Origin of the sequence: Dinoroseobacter sp. S124A (assembly GCF_049801015.1) — a bacterium.
In the GTDB taxonomy this organism is placed as follows: domain Bacteria; phylum Pseudomonadota; class Alphaproteobacteria; order Rhodobacterales; family Rhodobacteraceae; genus Dinoroseobacter.
In genome coordinates, this window is sequence record NZ_JBNAGD010000002.1 from 181,811 (window position 1) to 200,352 (window position 18,542).

The 18,542-nt window shown below is 64.5% G+C and carries 22 protein-coding genes and 1 tRNA gene; 13 read left to right on the top strand and 10 right to left on the bottom strand.

What is annotated here, in order from left to right; all coding sequences use genetic code 11:
• Positions 1-93 precede the first annotated feature (93 nt).
• A complete protein-coding gene (locus ACP15I_RS05765) occupies positions 94-1,038 on the top strand; it encodes a LysR substrate-binding domain-containing protein (protein WP_424974616.1) in 945 nt (314 codons plus the stop codon).
• Positions 1,039-1,050: 12 nt separating this feature from the next.
• Here the strand turns inward: ACP15I_RS05765 and ACP15I_RS05770 are convergent, their stop codons facing one another.
• Complete coding sequence (locus tag ACP15I_RS05770; RefSeq protein ID WP_424974312.1) at positions 1,051-2,049, bottom strand: serine hydrolase domain-containing protein; 999 nt, start codon at positions 2,047-2,049, stop codon at positions 1,051-1,053.
• Between the two features lie 114 nt (positions 2,050-2,163).
• On the opposite strand from ACP15I_RS05770, the gene ACP15I_RS05775 reads away from it, so the two are divergent.
• The gene (locus ACP15I_RS05775) at positions 2,164-2,958 is read left to right on the top strand and encodes an inositol monophosphatase family protein (protein ID WP_424974313.1); all 795 of its coding nucleotides are present in this window, start codon (positions 2,164-2,166) and stop codon (positions 2,956-2,958) included.
• A 35-nt stretch (positions 2,959-2,993) separates the two neighbouring features.
• Here the strand turns inward: ACP15I_RS05775 and ACP15I_RS05780 are convergent, their stop codons facing one another.
• Positions 2,994-3,380: a GFA family protein gene (locus tag ACP15I_RS05780; protein WP_424974314.1), complete on the bottom strand. Its 387-nt coding sequence runs from the start codon at positions 3,378-3,380 to the stop codon at positions 2,994-2,996.
• Positions 3,377-4,123: a rhomboid family intramembrane serine protease gene (locus tag ACP15I_RS05785; RefSeq protein WP_424974315.1), complete on the bottom strand. Its 747-nt coding sequence runs from the start codon at positions 4,121-4,123 to the stop codon at positions 3,377-3,379. The genes ACP15I_RS05780 and ACP15I_RS05785 overlap by 4 nt, the downstream gene beginning before the upstream one ends.
• Positions 4,124-4,219: 96 nt before the next feature.
• Between ACP15I_RS05785 and ACP15I_RS05790 the strand changes: the two genes are divergently transcribed.
• Together ACP15I_RS05790 and ACP15I_RS05795 are read left to right on the top strand one after the other, a co-directional pair.
• Complete coding sequence (locus ACP15I_RS05790) at positions 4,220-4,795, top strand: tetratricopeptide repeat protein (RefSeq protein WP_424974316.1); 576 nt, start codon at positions 4,220-4,222, stop codon at positions 4,793-4,795.
• A gap of 54 nt (positions 4,796-4,849) precedes the next feature.
• Positions 4,850-4,935, top strand: a tRNA-Leu gene (locus ACP15I_RS05795).
• Between the two features lie 163 nt (positions 4,936-5,098).
• Here the strand turns inward: ACP15I_RS05795 and ACP15I_RS05800 are convergent.
• Positions 5,099-5,728 (bottom strand): J domain-containing protein, encoded by a 630-nt coding sequence (locus tag ACP15I_RS05800; protein WP_424967766.1) that lies wholly within the window; start codon positions 5,726-5,728, stop codon positions 5,099-5,101.
• Between the two features lie 72 nt (positions 5,729-5,800).
• Between ACP15I_RS05800 and ACP15I_RS05805 the strand changes: the two genes are divergently transcribed.
• On the top strand, positions 5,801-6,058 hold the full coding sequence (locus tag ACP15I_RS05805; RefSeq protein ID WP_424967767.1) for a BolA family protein: 258 nt from the start codon (positions 5,801-5,803) through the stop codon (positions 6,056-6,058).
• Between the two features lie 6 nt (positions 6,059-6,064).
• Here the strand turns inward: ACP15I_RS05805 and ACP15I_RS05810 are convergent, their stop codons facing one another.
• Entirely contained in the window at positions 6,065-6,703 is a 639-nt protein-coding gene (locus tag ACP15I_RS05810; RefSeq protein WP_424974317.1) for a DUF4177 domain-containing protein, read from the bottom strand.
• A gap of 350 nt (positions 6,704-7,053) precedes the next feature.
• On the opposite strand from ACP15I_RS05810, the gene ACP15I_RS05815 reads away from it, so the two are divergent.
• A complete protein-coding gene (locus tag ACP15I_RS05815) occupies positions 7,054-7,599 on the top strand; it encodes a hypothetical protein (protein WP_424974318.1) in 546 nt (181 codons plus the stop codon).
• An 84-nt stretch (positions 7,600-7,683) separates the two neighbouring features.
• Here ACP15I_RS05815 and ACP15I_RS05820 read toward each other — a convergent pair whose 3' ends face one another.
• A complete protein-coding gene (locus ACP15I_RS05820; RefSeq protein ID WP_424974319.1) occupies positions 7,684-9,132 on the bottom strand; it encodes a hypothetical protein in 1,449 nt (482 codons plus the stop codon).
• Positions 9,133-9,268: 136 nt separating this feature from the next.
• On the opposite strand from ACP15I_RS05820, the gene ACP15I_RS05825 reads away from it, so the two are divergent.
• Positions 9,269-9,451 carry a hypothetical protein gene (locus ACP15I_RS05825; RefSeq protein ID WP_424974320.1) on the top strand — a complete coding sequence of 61 codons (183 nt, stop codon included), beginning with the start codon at positions 9,269-9,271 and terminating at the stop codon, positions 9,449-9,451.
• Positions 9,452-9,475: 24 nt separating this feature from the next.
• Here the strand turns inward: ACP15I_RS05825 and ACP15I_RS05830 are convergent, their stop codons facing one another.
• From ACP15I_RS05830 to ACP15I_RS05845, 4 genes are read right to left on the bottom strand one after another with little or no spacing between them, the layout of a single operon-like run.
• The gene (locus ACP15I_RS05830) at positions 9,476-9,601 is read right to left on the bottom strand and encodes a hypothetical protein (protein ID WP_424967772.1); all 126 of its coding nucleotides are present in this window, start codon (positions 9,599-9,601) and stop codon (positions 9,476-9,478) included.
• A complete protein-coding gene (locus tag ACP15I_RS05835) occupies positions 9,598-9,846 on the bottom strand; it encodes a hypothetical protein (protein ID WP_424967773.1) in 249 nt (82 codons plus the stop codon). The genes ACP15I_RS05830 and ACP15I_RS05835 overlap by 4 nt, the downstream gene beginning before the upstream one ends.
• 7 nt (positions 9,847-9,853) lie before the next feature.
• Positions 9,854-11,371, bottom strand: coding sequence for an Asp-tRNA(Asn)/Glu-tRNA(Gln) amidotransferase subunit GatB (gene gatB / locus ACP15I_RS05840; RefSeq protein ID WP_424974321.1), 1,518 nt, complete (start codon positions 11,369-11,371; stop codon positions 9,854-9,856).
• Positions 11,372-11,401: 30 nt separating this feature from the next.
• The gene (locus ACP15I_RS05845) at positions 11,402-12,055 is read right to left on the bottom strand and encodes a hypothetical protein (RefSeq protein ID WP_424974322.1); all 654 of its coding nucleotides are present in this window, start codon (positions 12,053-12,055) and stop codon (positions 11,402-11,404) included.
• Between the two features lie 238 nt (positions 12,056-12,293).
• Between ACP15I_RS05845 and ACP15I_RS05850 the strand changes: the two genes are divergently transcribed.
• From ACP15I_RS05850 to ACP15I_RS05875, 6 genes are all read left to right on the top strand, one after another.
• Positions 12,294-12,608, top strand: a complete 315-nt coding sequence (locus tag ACP15I_RS05850; protein WP_424974323.1) for a hypothetical protein — start codon at positions 12,294-12,296, stop codon at positions 12,606-12,608.
• A gap of 94 nt (positions 12,609-12,702) precedes the next feature.
• The gene (locus ACP15I_RS05855; protein ID WP_424967777.1) at positions 12,703-13,284 is read left to right on the top strand and encodes a transglycosylase SLT domain-containing protein; all 582 of its coding nucleotides are present in this window, start codon (positions 12,703-12,705) and stop codon (positions 13,282-13,284) included.
• A gap of 94 nt (positions 13,285-13,378) precedes the next feature.
• Positions 13,379-14,515: an MHYT domain-containing protein gene (locus ACP15I_RS05860; RefSeq protein ID WP_424974324.1), complete on the top strand. Its 1,137-nt coding sequence runs from the start codon at positions 13,379-13,381 to the stop codon at positions 14,513-14,515.
• 231 nt (positions 14,516-14,746) lie between these two features.
• On the top strand, positions 14,747-15,601 hold the full coding sequence (locus ACP15I_RS05865; protein WP_424974325.1) for an FAD binding domain-containing protein: 855 nt from the start codon (positions 14,747-14,749) through the stop codon (positions 15,599-15,601).
• 11 nt (positions 15,602-15,612) lie between these two features.
• Positions 15,613-16,107 (top strand): (2Fe-2S)-binding protein, encoded by a 495-nt coding sequence (locus tag ACP15I_RS05870; protein ID WP_424967780.1) that lies wholly within the window; start codon positions 15,613-15,615, stop codon positions 16,105-16,107.
• A complete protein-coding gene (locus tag ACP15I_RS05875; protein ID WP_424974326.1) occupies positions 16,104-18,524 on the top strand; it encodes an aerobic carbon-monoxide dehydrogenase large subunit in 2,421 nt (806 codons plus the stop codon). The genes ACP15I_RS05870 and ACP15I_RS05875 overlap by 4 nt, the downstream gene beginning before the upstream one ends.
• Positions 18,525-18,542 lie beyond the last annotated feature (18 nt).

Below are 18,542 nucleotides of genomic sequence, written 5' to 3' on the forward strand. Positions count from 1 at the left end.
TATTCCTGATCTTGGGTTGCAGGCTAGTTCGCACACTTGCCAATCTGAGACAATTTCATAATCTTCAAGATAAACATGAAGGCGGCTCAGGTCATGCATCTGGAATTTCGACATCTGCGCACGGTCAAGGCGATCCACGAGGCGGGCGGGTTGGCCAAGGCCGCCGATATCCTGAACATCACGCAATCGGCTTTGTCTCACCAGATCAAGGGGTTGGAGGATCAGGCGGGGCTAGAGCTCTTCGTGCGCCGGTCCAAACCGCTGAAGCTTTCGGCGGCGGGGATGCGGCTCTTGCGGCTGGCCGAGCAGGTGCTGCCCCAGGTCGCAGCGCTGGAGGAGGAGTTCCGCGGGATCAAGGCGGGCAAGACCGGGCGGCTGCATATCGCGATCGAGTGCCATGCCTGTTTCGAGTGGCTCTTTCCCGTGCTGGAGCAGTTCCGCAAGGCCTGGCCCGATGTGGATGTGGATATCCGTCCGGGCCTGCAGTTTCAGGCCTTGCCCGCCCTGCAGCGCGAGGAGGTGGATCTGGTGATTTCCTCGGACCCGGAGGATCTGCCCGGGATCGATTTCACGCCGCTTTTTGATTACGAGCCAGTTTTCGTGGCCTCCGCCACCCATCCGCTGGCGCAGAAGCCCTATGTGGAGGCCGAGGATTTTCGCGATGAGCTGCTGATCACCTATCCGGTGGAACGGGCGCGGCTGGATGTGTTTTCGGAGCTGCTGATCCCGGCGCGGATCGAGCCTCGGGCGCTTCGGCAGGTGGAGCTGACGGCGGTGATCCTGCTGCTGGTGGCGTCGAACCGGGGTGTTGCGGTACTGCCGGATTGGGTGGTGCGCGAGGTGCGCTACAATTCCGACTATGTGACCCGGCCCCTGACCGAGGGTGGGGTGACCAAGCGGCTCTATGCGGCGACCCGGCGGGACGAGACCACCTTGCCCTTCATGTCCCATGTGATCCGGCTGGCCCGGACCGAGCCGCTGAAACTGCAACGGGCCGGGCAGTTGGCGGGGGCGGGAGCCTCCGGCGGGGATATTTAGAGACTTAAGATCTCAGGCGCTGCGGGCTGCGGGCAGGATGGTGCCATCGATCAGCGTCATCAGCGCGCCGAAATAGCCGCCGGAGCGGGCGGGCCGCGTGGGGTCGGAGGTGATCGCGATGGTGAGCGCGCGCTCGGGCAGGATGCAGAGGATCTGGCCGCCATAGCCGCGGGCGAGCAGGAAGCCGGCGCCATCGGCGCGCCCCAGAAACCAGCCATAGCCATAGGCCAGACCGGAAAAGCGCGAGCGTGTGCGCGGCTGGGCCGAGGCGGTGATCCAGTCGGCGCTGATCACCGGGGGCCCGTTCCCGGTGCCGCCCTGGCGGACCATTTCGCCGATGCGCAGCAGATCCGCCGGGCGCAGGGCCATTTCGTTGCCGCCCAGATAGTAGCCCTGTGGATCGCGGGTCCAGGCCGGGATCTCGATCCCGAGCGGGCTGCCGATCCGGTCGCGCATCTGGGCCAGCAGGCTCAGCCCCGTGGCCTCTGCCAGCGCAGCACCCAGCACGTGGAAGCTGCCGGTGGAATAGAGCATGCCCCGTCCGGGCTGGCCCACTTGCGGGCGCGACAGGGCATCGGCGACCCAGTTCGGGCTTGCGACCCAGCCGCCATAATTGGCACCCGAGGTGCGCTCCAGCCCGGTTTGCATGGTCACCAGGTCCGCCATGGTCAGATTCGGCACGATGGGCGTCGCCCCTTGCGGGATCAGCCCGGGGGCGATTTCGGCGAGGCGGGTGGCGGGGCCCGGGATCTCGCCCCGGTCGATGGCCGCGCCGAGCAGGAGGGCGACGAGGGATTTCGACACGGATTTGATCGGCGCGGGGCGGCTCAGGGCCGGGCCGCGAAACGCCTCGGCCAGCACGGTCTCGCCCCGGTGGGCAATGGTGAGGCTGTGGAGCTGATCGAGCCGGCGCGCGGCCTCGGCCACGCCGTCCCAGGACGCATTGGCGCGGGCCGGGGGCGCGATCAGGGCGGCGGAGGTCAGGGCGAGGGCGGCGCGACGGGTCAACATCCCCTTCATATGGGTGTGGCTTGGGGCAAAACCAGCCATCGGCGGCGGTGTTTGGGGGTTGGCAGCGCGCAGCCCCGGGTCTATAGCCATGCGCTGGAATTCAGGAGGCCGGGAATGGCGATTGGAAGTGCAAATCTCAACGTGATGATCAAGGCCGCGCGGGCCGCGGGGCGCAGCCTCGTGAAGGATTTTCGCGAGGTTGAGAACCTCCAGGCCTCGATGAAGGGGGCGGGCGATTTCGTGAGCCGCGCGGATCTGCGCGCCCAGGAGATCCTCGAGACCGAGCTGCGCGAGGCGCGGCCGACTTACGGCTGGCTGGCCGAGGAGAGCAAGGCCGAGGTGATGGGCGCGGACCCGACCCGACGCTGGATCGTGGACCCGCTGGACGGGACGACGAACTTCTTGCACGGAATGCCCCATTGGGCGGTGTCGATCGCGCTGGAGCATAAGGGCGAGGTGGTCGCCGGGGTCGTGTTCGATGCGGCCAAGGACGAGATGTTTTTCGCAGAGAAGGGGCAGGGCGCCTGGATGAACCAGACGCGGATGCGGGTCTCGTCGCGCCGGGTGATGATCGAGTCGGTCTTTGCCACGGGGCTGCCTTTTGCGAACAACAAGTACCTGCCGGCAACGCTGAGCGATCTGGGGCAGATCCTGCCGCAATGCGCGGGCGTGCGGCGCTGGGGGGCGGCGGCGCTCGACCTCGCCTATGTGGCGGCGGGCCGCTACGAGGGCTTCTGGGAGCGTGGGTTGAAACCTTGGGATATCGCGGCGGGCATCGTGCTGGTGCGCGAGGCGGGCGGGCTGGTGGAGCCGATCCGCGAGGGGCAATCCATGCTCGAGGACGGACATATCCTGGCGGCCAACGAGCCGATCTTCGGCAAGTTTTCCCAGACCATCCGCGCGCGCTGAGCCCGGACGGACCGCAGGCCCGCCGAACGCGGGGTCTAGCGGGGGGCGGAATCCGACACGTGGTTCACGCCGTCTGCCCAGGGCACCTCGCCCAGATCGCGCGGGTTCACGCCGTCGAGGGCTGCGGCATTCACCCCGTATTCCGTGGGATCCGAGCGCCGTTGATGGTGGGTGTAGATCCCGCAGGTTCCGCAAAAGTAATGCTTCGCGGTGCCCGTGCCCCAAGTGTAAAGCCGCAGCGCCTCTGCGCCCTGCACCACCCGCAGATCCGGCAGCTTGACCGAGACCGCGATGGCCCCGCGCCTGCGACAGAAAGAGCAGTCGCAGCGCCGCGCCGTGCGGAACCCATCCGCGAGCCACAGCTCCAGAACAACGGCGCCGCAGTGGCAGGACAGGCGGGTCGGGGGCTCGGGTCGGGTCATCGGCGGCGTCTTACCTTGGGAATGCGGGTCGAAACACGGCGGTAGCGTGCCTCAGGATGATCCGGATGACCATGGGTCCGACGCCAGAACCCCGGACCGCCCAGTTTCAGCCAGAGCGGCAGGATCATCACCAGCCCGGCCAGGAACCCGCCCGCATGGGCCCAATAGGCCACGCCGCCGCTGCCCGCGGGGGTGGCGGCCCCGGAAAACACCTGCATCGCGAACCACACCGTCAGGACAATGCCCGCCGGGATCGGGATGATCTTGAAGATGATCACGATGATGAACAAAACATCCACCCGTGCCTTGGGATAGAGCAACAGATACCCGCCCAGCACGCCGGCAATCGCGCCCGAGGCCCCGACCATGGGGATCGGACTGTTCGGGGCCGAGATCACCTGCGCCAGCCCGGCCCCCATGCCGCTCAGCAGGTAGAACCCCAGAAAGGTCCCATGGCCCAGCTCATCTTCGAGATTGTCGCCGAACACCCACAGAAACAGCATATTGCCCAGCAGATGCATGATCCCGCCATGGAGAAACATGGAGGTGAAGATGTTCGCAACCCCGCCCCCCGACGAGAGCTCGGCGGGCACAAGACCCCAGGTCAGAAAGACCTGGGTCGAGGCCCGCGCATCCCCGAGGATCGGGAAATAGGACAGGAAGATCACCACATTGATCGCGATCAGCGCGAGGGTGACATAAGGTGTGCGTTCGGACGGATTGTGGTCGCGGATGGGAAACATGGGGCAGGAGGTGCGCCTCCACGCGGCTCAGGTCAAGGGGGCGCGCTCGCGGGAACGGGATTTGACCCGGCCCGGATTTGCGCCAAATCTCGCGCCATGGCCCATATTCGTCCTGCGTATCTCTGCGCCCCGCTTCTCTGTCTTGCCCTCGCGACCCCGGCTCTGGCCGAAAGCTGCGCGCCCGTGCGCGATCGCAGTGTCGAGATCGCCCAGATCCATGACCGGTTGCAATCGGCCCCTTCCGAGGCCGCTGCGCGCCCGCTGACGATCGCCCTCTGGCAGGTCTGGACCGAGGCCCCGGACGCCGCCGCGCAGGAGCTTCTGGACCGGGGCATGGCGCAACGCCAAAGCTATGATTTCGCTGGCGCGGTCGAGACCTTCACGGCGCTCATCGCGCTGTGCCCGGACTATGCCGAGGGCTGGAACCAGCGCGCCTTCGCCCGGTTCCTGCAGGAGGATTACGAGCCCGCCCTGGCGGATCTGGACGAGGCCCTGGCGCGCAGCCCGACCCATACGGCGGCCATGTCGGGCAAGGCGCTCACGCTGATCCGGATGGGCCGCGCCTTGCAGGCCCAGGCGGTGCTGCGCGAGGCGGTGGCGCTGAACCCGTGGCTGCCCGAACGGGTCTATCTCGCCGCCCCCACGGAGGCGCCCGAAGGCCAGGAGCTCTAGCGGCGATTTTTCCGGTTGCACCATGTCCGTGCGCGTCCTAGCCAAGAGACAGCCGCGGGCGTGATGGAATGGTAGACATATCGGACTTAAAATCCGAAGGCCTTTGTGCCGTGTGGGTTCGAGTCCCACCGCCCGTACCAGACCTTGCCCGGCAGGCCCCTTTCCAGACAGATGGTTGCGATGTCGCGGCTCACGCTGCACGTGAGCGTGCGTCGTGCGCCTCAGGGCGCGCCCTGTTCAATGCCGGACCGCCGCCGCCGCGCCCGTTGGGGCGCGGGGATTGCCCCGCATGGGCAGGGCCTCTCAGCCCTTGAAGTTGCGGCTGTCCTTGATCTGGTCCCAGGCCCAGACGACCTCTTGCAGCTTCTCTTCATCACTGCGGTCGCCCCCGTTCATGTCAGGATGAAGAACCTTGATCAGGGCTTTGTAAGACTTGCGAATTTCCGGCTTGGTCCAGTGGTCTTTCGCCTCGAGAATCTCGATGGCGCGCCGTTCGGTCGGCGGCAGGCGCCGGGTGCCGGTGATGGATTTTCCAGGGTTCCGGGTCGCGTTCTCGCCGAGCACCTGATGGGGATCATCCACGCCGAGCCGCGCCCAGGCGCGCTCTTCCGTGGACTTTTTGAAGGGCTTGGTCTCTCGGTCCCAGACCCGGTCCTTGTCCATGCGCCGGGCCATCTCTTCCTCGGACTGGCCGTTGAAGAAATTCCATTTCAGATTGTACTCGCGCGCATGCTTCTGACAGAACCACAGATATTCATCGAGGCTGTCGGGGGATTTTGGCGCGCGATACTTGCCCGCTTCGGTGCAGCCCTCATGCTCGCATTGCCGCGTGGAGGTCTCGGAAGCGCCGGACATGCCGCGGCGACCGCGGGGATTCTTCTTCTTGGAGGACGATACGGACATATCGAACCCGAAGGGATCACTCTTGGACATGGCACCTCACTTTTCGACTCGGAGGTGAGAGTTTAATGCTTTGTCCGAGCAAGCAAAGAGGATTGCGACAAAATGGGTGTGAAAACCGAGATCGAAGGCAAGCTTGAGGCAGCGTTTGCCCCCCGCATCCTGGAGGTGGTCGATGACAGCGAGTCCCATCGCGGTCATGCGGGCTATCAGGAGGGGGGCGAGAGCCATTGGAATGTGCATATCGCCTCCGGGCGGTTCGAAGGGATGAGCCGCATCGCACGGCACCGGGCGGTCCATGAGGCGCTCGGGGCGGATCTGGTCGGGCGCATTCACGCGCTCGCCCTGAAGATCGAGGTCTGACGCGCCCTAGCGTTCGGAGGAGGGCGGCGTGTCGTCGTCATCCCCCGGGCGGGTGCCTTTCATGGAGTTGAGCACGGTCAGTGTCTCGGGCGCGATGCGGTCCACGCGTCGCGGTTCGATCCGGGCATCGGCGAAGGTGGGCACGCGCTTGGGGCCCGGCGGCGTCTCGGCGGGGGCCTCGGTCCGGGGCTGCGGTGCCGGAGGCTCTGGCGCGGCCACTTTGGGGGCGGCCGGGGCCGCTGCGGGTGGTGTGGGGGGCTCGGGCGCCGGGGCCACCTGTGCAGGGGGCTCTGGCGCGGGGGACGGTGCTGGCGGGGTTGTTGGGGCGATCGGAGCGACCGGAGGGGTCTCACCCGGCGCGGGCAACAGCTGCAGCGGCGGCTCAACGCCCCCGGTCTCGGGTTGCGCGGCAAACGGGTGCAACGGGCGGCGGAACACCAGAAGCGTCTGGAACCGAGTGGTGCGCGAAGTCAGTCCGCTGCGCTCTTCACAGGGCAGGGTGTCGGCCCGCACATACTCCCACCCCTCGGTGGCGGTCTGGTTCATCACCTCGGAAATGGTGGCGGCAAATCGGTCCTCGACCGTCTTCAGACCCTTGCGTTTGAGGGGTCGTGTCGGAGCCGGAATGGCCTTGTATTCATACATCTCCGCTGTTCCTTTTCTGCGCCGCGGCGGCACGGTATCAGGCCCGTTTCCGAGCGCAAGGGGCGGTGTCCGCGCACGCTGCACCGCCGAATCATTGGGGCGGTTTTCCGCAGATGCACGGCAGATCCCGCCGAGCCTCCGATCCTAGTCGTGCATCAGCGCAAAACAATGCGGGAGCGGCAACGGCATTGTTCGTGAGCTGGGAGGCTGGCGTCTCAAAAACTACGCATTTGTCGAAAAATTGCCCTGATTCAGGTTTACACAACGTTAGCAAACTTGTTCGAAACCGCGCGTTAACCTAAAGTAGCTCTAGCAGGTGTGTCACTTGTGAGTAACTAAGAGGGTAACCGATGAACTTAAAACCTTTAGCAATTGCTGCTTTAGGTCTGGCCTTGCCTGGTGCGGCAAGCGCTCTGACTGAAAGTGGTAACATCAATTCCGGCGATACCGTGGATCTCCTCGCGTCGGGCTATTCCTACAACGCTGTCTTCACGGATGCTGACCTGGGCGGAACTCTGACATTTACGTTCGAGAACACCTCCATGTCGAATGCGGCATTCGCGCTGAAGTCCACGACGATCAACCAGATCACGCTGGGCTCCAACTCGGCAATGTTCATGGGCGGCGTCACCACGACGTTCGGCTCCGACGTTGCAATGACGCCGGAAGCAAAGTCTGACGACATCGACTTCACGGCCGTTGTTGGCGCAGGCGAAAGCATCACGCTGACCTATGCCTATGGCGATCCGGAAATCGTTGGTAGCGGTATCGCACCGGAAATCGACTTCCTGATCCTGGCCGAGATCGTTCCGATCCCGCTGCCGGCTGGTGGTCTGCTGCTGGGCGGTGCGCTGCTCGGTGCCGGTGCTCTGCGGAGCCGTCGCAAGGCTGCCTAAGCGCAGACTGCGAAGCATATACATGACAACGGAAAGAGGCGGGCCCAAACGGGTGCCGCCTTTTTTCATGGACGCGTCGGCGGTTCAGGGGAGGGCGTCCAGATCCGCGAGAATACCGTCGCGCAGCCGGGTCGCATTGCCATGATTATAGGGCGTGTTCTCCGGGGAAAAGACGGTAAGCGCATCCTCTATATGGGAGAGTGCTGCGCCCAAGGCGCGCCGCGCGGCATCCCCCGAAAGCAGACGGGCTCGAGACCGTTCAGCATTTGCCACATTCACTGTCGTCCTGGCCCAGTCGAGGGGGAGGGCGTCGCGGGTGCGGACCTCCAACGCGGCCTCATAGGCGGTAATGGCGCGGGTGAGGGCATCCGGGTCGTCCTGCCGTGCCCCGAGGGTATGCAGCGCATTTCCGAGATTGTTCTGCGTCCTGGCCCAGTCGAGGGGGAGGGCGTCGCGGGTGCGGACCTCAAGCGCAGACTCATAGGCGGTAATGGCGCGGGTGAGGGTGTCAAGGTCGTCCTGCCGCGCCCCAAGGGTTCCCAAGGTATTGCCGAGATTGCTCTGGGTGATCGCCCAGCGTCCCGGATCCGTATCACGTGTAAAAACTGTGAGGAGCTTTTCAAAGGTCTCGACTGCCGCAGCCAAAGGGCCAGGGGATTGCAGGCGCTCTCCGAGAATTCGCAGCGCAACAGCTTTGTTGCCTAAAGCCATGCCCCGTTCTTCGTCCGTGGTCGCCCAATTGTAGAGGGTGTCTGCCAAGGCGATGGCGACCTCCAGATCGAAGGCGAGGCCCTTGTCGCGGCCCGTGACAAACCGTTGTTCAAGCGTATTGGTTAGAGCGTCGTACAAGGCAGCCGGGTCCGGTGTCTCGAGCGAGACACGCTTGATCTCATAGGAGACCGCAAGATCTACATCGCGGGTCAGAACCGCTTGTGCGAGACCTTTGTCAAAGAGCCGGGCGAGCCCGGCGGACGCGCGCATTTCTTCGTCTTGCAGGGCGGCAGTGGCTGCCTCGACCTCCCCAGCGTCATTGAGGGCATCCACGCGGGCGATGATTTCGCTCAGCGCGTCGTCCACATTGCTTGGCAGCCGTCCTTTGGCGCGCGCGTCCGCGGCGACTTGCAATGCGTTGCGCAGACCCGCCATGGCCGCATCGAACTCCGTCGGTGTGCCTTCGGCGTATTCATAGGCGAGGGCAATAACGAGGGCTTCGGAGAGCTTGAGTTGCTCCGCCAGCGCCGCGTTTTCCCGCAAGAGGTGCTCTGCATTGCTCTCGACCTGCTCGTCGATGGCGGTTTTTAACTGACGTACTTGATCCCGGCTGATCGAGAGGGTTTCACAGATAGGCGTGTAGTTGCGCGGTTGAGGGCGATCTACGGTCCCGGATTCAAGCTCCCGGATACGTCTTTCTTTCCCCTCGTGATCGTCGAGATCGGGAAAGGATTGTTCCGCCAGCTCCCTTTGCGTGAAGCCGCCCGCCTCTCTGCGCTCCTTGATCAGGGCACCGAGGCGTTTTCCGAATGAAGATACCAATTCCGCCTGTTTCCGCCTGTTGTTCCGCCGGAGGCCGCCTCACGTGGAAAAGGCAAAACCTGTCACTCTGATCCCATCGCGATGCCGGAGTAGCCCTCCGGTGGGATCCCGCTCAGCTTAACCGTGGAGAACGGCAATGAAAGAGTGGTTCGAAGATCAGGTGCGGAAAGTTGGCGGTGCCTTGTGGTGTCACCGGGCCGGGTATGTGGGATTGGCGCTGGCCTATGGTGCCGGATGTGCCGGGTTGTTGGACAAGGAGGCGGTATCGCAGGTGGTCACCGGCCTCTATGTTGCGCTTGCGTCGCAGAGGGGGCACTGACCAGACAACAAGGGGCGTCTTGGGTTACTCGGCGGCGTGTTGGCGGGCGAGTTGAGTGTCGAGTTTGCGCCGTTCGTGGCGCAGGACAAGTACGCCTCCGGCGGCGAGTGCCAGGGCGAGAACGGGTATGATGAATTCAAAGAGCGTCATGGATCGCGCGTCTCCTTCTTCAGATACCCTAGTATATAGTGCGAAACCCCGTGCAATACCAGTCCGGCGAGCCCCCACCACAGGCTGGAGGCCGTCATGCCCGCCGCCGCGCCGGTCAGCGGGCGCAGGATGGCAAAGCCGATCAGCCCCAGCGCCAGCGCGTTCATGAAGGTCGCAAAGAGCTTCACACGCTCGTTATAGACCAGCACCGCATCGCGGTCCGGGCGGGGGCGGCGCAGGCCCATGGGCGGGCTACTGCTGGCTCAGCTTGGCCGAGACGAGCTGGTTCACCGCCTTCGGGTTTGCCTTGCCGCCGGTGGCCTTCATGACCTGACCCACGAACCAGCCCGCGAGCTTGGGGTTCTCCTTGGCCTTGGCGACTTGGGCCGGGTTGGCGGCGATGATCTCGTCCACGGCGGCCTCGATGGCGCCGGTATCGGTGACCTGCTTCATGCCGCGCGCCTCGACGATCTCAGCCGGGTCTCCGCCTTCGGTATAGACGATCTCGAACAGGTCCTTGGCGATCTTGCCCGAAATTGCATCCGCCTTGATCAGCTTGATGATCCCGGCGAGTTGCTCCGGCGAAACCGGGCTGTCGGCGATGTCGTGGTCTTCTTTCTTCAACCGGCCAAAGAGCTCGTTGATGACCCAGTTGGCCGCCAGCTTGCCATCGCCCGCCTCACCGGCCACGGCCTCGAAATAGGCGGCATTGGTGGTGTCGGCGGTCAGCACGCTCGCATCGTAATCCGACAGGCCGAAATCGCCCATGAAGCGGGCCTTCTTGGCGTCGGGCAGCTCGGGCAGGCCGGAGGCGATGTCATCGACCCAGCCCTGTTCGATCTCCAGCGGCAGCAGGTCGGGGTCGGGGAAGTAGCGATAGTCATGCGCCTCTTCCTTGGAGCGCATGGAGCGCGTCTCGCCCTTGTCCGGATCATAGAGCCGGGTCTCCTGGTCGACGCTGCCGCCATCCTCGATGATCGCAATCTGGCGGCGGGCCTCGTGGTCAATCGCCTGCTGGATGAAGCGCAGGGAGTTCATGTTCTTGATCTCGCAGCGTGTGCCGAGATGGCCGAAATCCTGCGTCGCCTGATACTTCTCGTAATCGCCGGGACGGCAGACCGAGACATTCACATCCGCGCGCAGGTTGCCGTTTTGCATGTTGCCGTCGCAGGTGCCGAGATAGCGCATGATCTGGCGCAGTTTCGAGACATAGGCAGCGGCCTCTTCGGGGCCACGAATGTCCGGGCGCGAGACGATCTCCATCAGGGCGACGCCCGTGCGGTTCAGGTCCACGAAGGACATATGCGGGTCCATGTCGTGGATCGACTTGCCCGCATCCTGCTCCAGGTGAATGCGTTCGATCCGCACCACGCGGGCCGTGCCATCGCCCAGCTCGACCAGCACTTCGCCTTCGCCCACGATCGGGTGATAGAGCTGGCTGATCTGGTAGCCCTGGGGCAGGTCCGGGTAGAAATAGTTCTTGCGGTCAAAGGCCGAGCGCAGGTTGATCTCGGCCTTGAGGCCCAGGCCCGTGCGCACGGCCTGCGCCACGCATTCCTCGTTGATCACCGGCAGCATCCCCGGCATGCCCGCATCCACGAAGGCCACGTTCGAATTCGGCTCGGCCCCGAAGAGCGTCGAGGCGCCGGAGAACAGCTTGGCATTGGTTGCGACCTGGGCGTGGACTTCGAGCCCGATCACCAGTTCCCAATCCTCCCGCGCGCCCGCGATGACCTTGGGTTTCGGGGTGTCATATGTGAGGTCGAGCATGGTCTGTCTCCGCCAGTGAACGCAGCGGTTTTAGGGGAGGCGCGAGGTCGGGGCAAGGCGCATTGCGCTGGCCTTGCGCCGAGCGATCCGCGCTCCGCCGATCAGCGCCAGTGCGCCGAGCAACAGCCCCGCACTCGCCGGGAGTGGGATCGGCGGCACAACTACCGAGATGCTGAGCGCGCCTCGGCTGACCGTGCTGTCATTTCCAAGACCGAATTTGAGCAGGCCATCATTGTTTATGGAACGCAAGAGCCGATCTTCTCCAAACAAATCTAGCAAGTCCAAAGTCGTGGTGAAGCTGTCAAAATTCGCCGGTCCGTTGAACGGGTTTGCAATCTCAAAGCCGTCTAGCCGAAAAGGGTCATTTGCGGGCGTGTCACCCCCGGTCCGCACGTCGAGGGTCAGTTTTGCGGAGGTCACCTCAACTACCATTCGATCAGCCAACTGAGCAGTAAGGTCGTAGGACCAGCCCGTTGTCTCTTCGGTCGCATCATTGATCAGGCTTGCGCTCGACAAGCCACCAATCTGACGGATTGTGAAATCCCCGTTTTGGAACTCATCGGCTGTCGACAGCGGAGGGTTCGGATCCCCGATCGCTAGGCCGGTCAGGGTGATCGGCGTGGCATGGGCAGCGCCCGCCATTGCGACGCAAAAAAGACAAGAGATCAGGGATAGGAATTTCATAAGGAAAGCTCTCGCTAAGGAAACAGTTCAGTAACCCTAACACAGCTCAGCCAAACCTCCGCGCGAAATCGCGGGTCGAGGGAGGCGCCCCGTCAAACACTCTTCTAATCTAACACTCTTCTAACGCCCTCTTGCTCAGCCTTCCGGACATGGTTTCAGCAAAAGGAGTTTAGCAATGCGATTTCCCCAGATGTTTCCCGCACGGACCGGGGCCGTTCTTACCCTTCTCCTCCTCGGCATGCTCCCGCCGCAGCTGGCAATGGCCCAGACCCAGTTGCAGATGCAGGCCCGCCCGGAGGCCTCGACACGCCCCGGGCCGCAATCCTTCGGCACACAAGAGAGGCGGCAGCGGGCCGTCATGGATCTTGATTGCGGGAACAAGACCTACCGGCTGGATACGGGCAACGACACGGGCAGTTGCGGGGCCTATACCAATGAGGCCGGGGTCGTGGTGGTGACCTGCACCGATGGCACCGAGATCCTGGTGGAGGCGAATTGCACCGGAGGCTGCGTGCAGGCCAGCGGCACAGGGTCCTGCACCATCAATCCCTGACCGCGCAGGCCGATCTTTGCCAAACGGGCGCTTGCCTCTGGTCTTGGCTGCGGCGATGGGCGAGGCTGGCGCGATCTTTGCAAAGGACCGGACCATGCCTCGTTTCACGCGCCTTCTGGGCCTGATCGCCGTCTGTCTGGTCGCGGCCTGCGGCGGGCGGGCCGAGCGCGGGGCGCCGGACCTGCCGGTCACCCAATGGGATTTCCGCCCCGATGCAGAGGCGCTGACCGGGGCTGCCCTTGCGGCGCTGGCCACCCATGGCGCGGCGCTGCCCGCGGGGACGCCGGCGGATGTGCGCGACTGGTGTCCGGCCTATCTGCGCGCGGGACCCGAGGATCGGGCAGCATTCTGGACGGGGTTTCTCTCAGCACTCGCGAAATACGAGAGCACGTGGAACCCGCAGGCCGTTGGCGGGGGCGGGCAGTGGTTCGGGCTCACGCAAATCTCGCCCGCCACGGCGCGGGGCTATGGCTGCCGGGCAACAACCGGCAATGCTCTGCTCGATGGTCCGGCGAACCTGTCCTGCGCGATCCGCATCATGGCAGTAACCGTGCCACGGGACGGGGTGATCGCCGCCGGGCGCGGGGGCGTCGCCGCCGATTGGGCGCCCCTTTTGAGCACGTCCAAACGCCAATCCATGCAGGCCTGGACCGCCGCGCAACCCTATTGCCGGTAACTGTCCAGACGGCGTGACACCCTAATGTGATGGACGACGCGGGGCCTTGGGCCTATTTTATCCCCTGCACGGAGCAACTGGGGAGGGGAGCCGCGTGCTGGAAGTGTCCCATAACGAATGGCTCGTGGTCGCATCCCTTGCGGTGGCGCTCATGGCCGGGTTCACGGGCCTGTCGCTGACCAAGGGGGCCTCGGCGCTGCCTGCGGGGCCGCGCAAGACCCGGGTGGCCATGGCTGCCGTCGCCTTGGGCGGGGGCATCTGGGCGATGCATTTCGTGGCCATGCTGGGACTGCAACTGCCGATCCTGTTCTATTACGACCCTCTCATCACCCTGATCTCGGCACTGGTGGCGATCCTGATCGTGGGGGTCGCTCTGTTGATCCTGCATTTCCTGCCGCGCTCGCGCCAGACGATCACCCTGGCAGGGGTCTGCGTCGGGCTGGGCATTCCGGTGATGCACTATATCGGCATGTCCGGGATGCGCCTGTGCCAGCCGGATTATACCCTGCTCGGGCTGTTGGAGGCCGGGGCCGCCTCGATCCTGCTGGGGGTCGCGGCGATCTGGATTGCCTATGGCGAGCGGACCTATCGCAACATCCTGCTGGGCACGCTGTTCTTCGGGCTCGCGGTCTTCGCGGTGCATTTCGTGGCCATGTACGGCACGTCCTTCACGGCCATCGAAGGGGCCGATGCGGCGGGCCCCCTGATCAGCAACGCGACGCTCGCCCTGATCGTGGCAGTGATCGCCTTCGTGATATGCGGCGCGTTCCTGCTGTCCAGTGTGACGCTCCTCCCGGCGGTGGAGGCGCAGCAACGCGCGGCCGAGGCGCAGGCCGGCGACCCGGAACCCGCGCCGGAGCCCGACACCCTGCCGGATCCCGAGCTCACACCGCAGATCAAGTCCGTGCCCTATGAGCTTGATGGAAAAACGTTTTTCATCGACAGCCGGGATGTCACGGCGATCCGTGCCGAAGGGCATTACACGATCCTCTATCGCGGGACGCAGAAGCTCTTCTGCCCCTGGTCGATCTCGGATGCGGAGGCACGCCTGCCCCGGGGGCATTTCGTGCGCGCCCATCGCAGCTATCTGGTGAACCCGGCGCATGTCACCGGCTTCGAGCGCAAGAAAGACAATGGCGTGGTCTTCTTCGACGCGGCCGGGGCCCTTGAAAAGGTGCCTGTCAGCCGCTCGCGTCTGCAGGATGTGCGCCTCGCCCTGGGCCTCGTCTGAGCCGAACCGCGCCCCGGCCTGTCACCAAATGACCGAATTCGCGCGCCCCGCACGGGGGCTCTCGCCCCATGCGCGAACGGGTTCGCAACTCGTGCGTCATATGCGCAATTCGTGAAATCCGCCTCTCGATCCATGTGTCGGCGGTGGGTCTGCGGCAGGCGGTCGCACTAGCGTCGCAGGCCAAGGCAGATGGGCGCATGAGACGCCCCCGACCCAGAGGAGGACCCGAACATGATACCAGCGGGCTTTGAATATCACCGCCCTGCGGACCTCGAATCCGCGCTGCAGGTGCTGCAAACCCATGGAGACGAGGCGCGCTGCCTCGCCGGAGGGCACAGCCTGATCCCGATGATGAAACTGCGCATGGCCGCGGTGGAGCATCTGGTGGATCTGCAGGACATCGCCGAGCTGCGCGAGATTTCCGTCGAGGCCGGCCGGATCACCATTGGCGCGATGGTCACCCAGCATGCGCTGATCACCTCGGACGCGCTCAACGCTGCGGCACCGCTCCTGCGGGAGGCCGCCGAGCAGATCGCCGATCCGCAGGTGCGCTATATGGGGACCGTGGGCGGGAACGTCGCCAATGGTGATCCGGGAAATGACATGCCGGGGCTGATGCAGGCGCTGGATGCCACTTTCACCCTGTTGGGTCCTGACGGGTCCCGCGAGGTTGCGGCGCGGGAGTTCTTCGAAGGCGCCTATACGACCTTGCGCGAGGACGAGGAAATCCTGACCAAGATCGCCTTTGACGCCCATGCCAAGGGCTATGCCTATGAAAAGCAGAAGCGGAAGATCGGCGATTACGCCACCGCCGCGGCGGCCGTTCTGATCGAGAAGGATGGCATGGTCGCGGGCAAGGTGGACATCGCCATGACCAATCTCAGCGACACACCGGTCTATTCCGAGGCCGCCGGGGCGGCGCTCAGCGGCACGTCCTGCGATGCAGAGGCCGTGAAGGCCGCCGTCGCGGCGATGCTCACCGATATTGATCCGATGCCCGACAATCGCGGGCCGATCGAATTCAAACGCCACGTAGCAGGCGTGATCCTCGGTCGGGCAGTTGCCCGGGCGTGGTCGCGGGCCTGAGGGGGACAGACATGTCTGACAAGATGCACATCAAGATGACCGTGAACGGCAAAGCCGAGGAAATGCTGGCCGAGCCGCGCGAGTTGCTGATCTACGTGCTGCGCGAGCGGCTCAACATCACCGGCCCCCATGTGGGCTGCGAGACCTCCCATTGCGGGGCCTGCACGGTCGAGATGGACGGCAAGTCCGTCAAGGCCTGCACCGTGTTCGCGGCCCAGGCCAACGGGGCCGACATCACCACGGTGGAGGGGCTGGGCGATCCAGATGACCTCCACGTGTTGCAGCGGATGTTCAAGGAGCATCACGGGCTGCAATGCGGTTACTGCACGCCGGGCATGATCACCCGCGCGCACCGCCTGCTGCAGGAGAACCCGAACCCCACCGAGGCGGAGGTCCGTTTCGGCATGGCCGGGAACCTGTGCCGCTGCACCGGGTATCAGAACATCGTCAAATCCATCCTGGCCGCCGCGTCCGAGATGAACGCCGCGAAGGAGGCCGCAGAATGAATGACATGACACCTCCCACCCGCGAGGAGCGGGTCGAGAAGCTCAAGGGGCTCGGGTCCTCACGCAAGCGGGTCGAGGATGCGCGGTTCACCCAGGGCAAGGGCAACTATGTCGATGACGTGAAACTGCCCGGCATGTTGCATGGCGACTTCGTGCGCTCGCCTTATGCCCATGCGCGGGTGGTCTCGATCAATACCGACGCGGCCATGGCGCTGCCCGGCGTGGTCGCTGTGCTGACCGCCAAGGATCTGGAGCCGCTGTCCCTGCACTGGATGCCGACGCTGGCGGGTGACAAGCAGATGGTGCTGGCCGATGGCAAGGTCCTGTTCCAGGGCCAAGAGGTCGCCTTTGTCGTCGCCGAGGACCGCTATATCGCCGCCGATGCGGTGGAACTGGTTGAGGTCGAGTATGAGGAACTGCCGGTCCTCGTGGACCCGTTCGAGGCGCTGCAATCGGATGTGGTCCTGCGCGAGGATCTGGAGCCGGGGGCCGATGGCGCCCATGGGCCCCGTCGTCACCACAACCATATCTTCCTCTGGGAAGAGGGCGACAAGACCGCCACCGAGCAGGTGATCGACAGTGCCGAGGTCGCGGTCGAGGAGATGGTCTATTACCACCGCACGCATCCATGCCCGCTGGAAACCTGCGGGTCCGTGGCCAGCATGGACAAGGTCAATGGCAAGCTGACCCTCTGGGGCACGTTCCAGGCGCCCCATGTGGTCCGCACGGTCGCCAGCCTGCTGTCCGGGATCGAAGAGCACAATATCCGCGTCATCTCGCCGGATATCGGTGGCGGCTTCGGCAACAAGGTGGGGGTCTATCCGGGCTATGTCTGCTCCATCGTGGCCTCTATCGTGACCGGCAAGCCGGTGAAGTTCATCGAGGACCGGATGGACAACCTGATGGCCACGGCCTTCGCCCGGGACTACTGGATGAAGGGCAAGATCTCCGCCACGAAAGAGGGCAAGATCACCGGGCTCCATTGCCATGTGACCGCCGACCATGGTGCGTTCGATGCCTGCGCCGACCCCACCAAGTTCCCCGCCGGGTTCTTCCATATTTGCACCGGGTCCTATGACATTCCGGTCGCCTATGTGGGTGTGGACGGGGTCTATACAAACAAGGCCCCGGGGGGGGTCGCCTATCGCTGCTCCTTCCGGGTGACGGAGGCCGCGTACTTCATCGAGCGGATGATCGAAGTGCTGGCGATGGAGCTGGGTATGGATGCGGCAGAGTTGCGCCGGATCAACTTCATCAAGGCCGATCAGTTCCCCTATCAATCGGCGCTCGGCTGGGAGTTCGACAGTGGCGACTACCATACCGCTTGGGACAAGGCGCTTGCAGCGGTCGATTACGACGGCCTGCGCAAGGAACAGGCCGAGCGGGTCGAGGCGTTCAAGCGCGGCGAGACCCGCAAGCTCTTGGGCATTGGCCTGACCCATTTCACCGAGATCGTCGGGGCGGGGCCGGTGAAGAACTGCGACATCCTCGGGATGGGGATGTTCGACAGTTGCGAGATCCGCATTCACCCCACGGGGTCCGCGGTCGCACGGCTGGGCACGATCAGCCAAGGGCAGGGGCATGCGACGACCTTTGCGCAGATCCTCGCCACCGAGACCGGTTTGCCCGCAGACAGCATCACCATCGAAGAGGGCGACACCGATACCGCCCCCTACGGGCTGGGCACCTATGGCTCGCGCTCGACCCCGGTCGCCGGGGCGGCCACGGCGCTGGCCGGGCGCAAGATCCGCGCCAAGGCGCAGATGATCGCGGCCTACCTGTTGGAGGTCCACGACAACGACGTGGAATGGGACGTGGACCGCTTTGTGGTCAAAGGCGCGCCGGAGCGGTTCAAGACGATCCAGGAGATCGCTTATGCCGCCTATAATCAGCCCATCCCGGGCGTGGAGCCGGGGCTGGAAGCGGTTAGCTACTATGACCCGCCCAACATGACCTATCCGTTCGGGGCCTATATCTGCGTCATGGAGATCGACGTGGACACCGGCGAGCATGAGATCCGGCAGTTCTATGCGCTGGATGATTGCGGCACCCGGATCAACCCGATGGTCATCGAGGGGCAGGTCCACGGCGGCCTGACCGAGGCGCTCGCCATCGCCATGGGCCAAGAGATTGCCTATGACGATATCGGCAACTGCAAGACCGGGACGCTGATGGACTTCTTCATCCCGACCGCGTGGGAGACGCCGAACTACACCACCGACTTCACCGAAACCCCCAGCCCGCATCACCCGATCGGGGCCAAGGGCGTGGGCGAGAGCCCGAATGTCGGGGGTGTGCCGGCCTTCTCGAACGCGGTGCATGATGCCTTCCGGGCCTTTGGGCTCCGGCAGAGCCACATGCCCCATGACCATTGGCGGATCTGGAAGACCGCCAACGATCTCGGCCTCCACGGCTGAGGAGCGAGGGGACGCGGG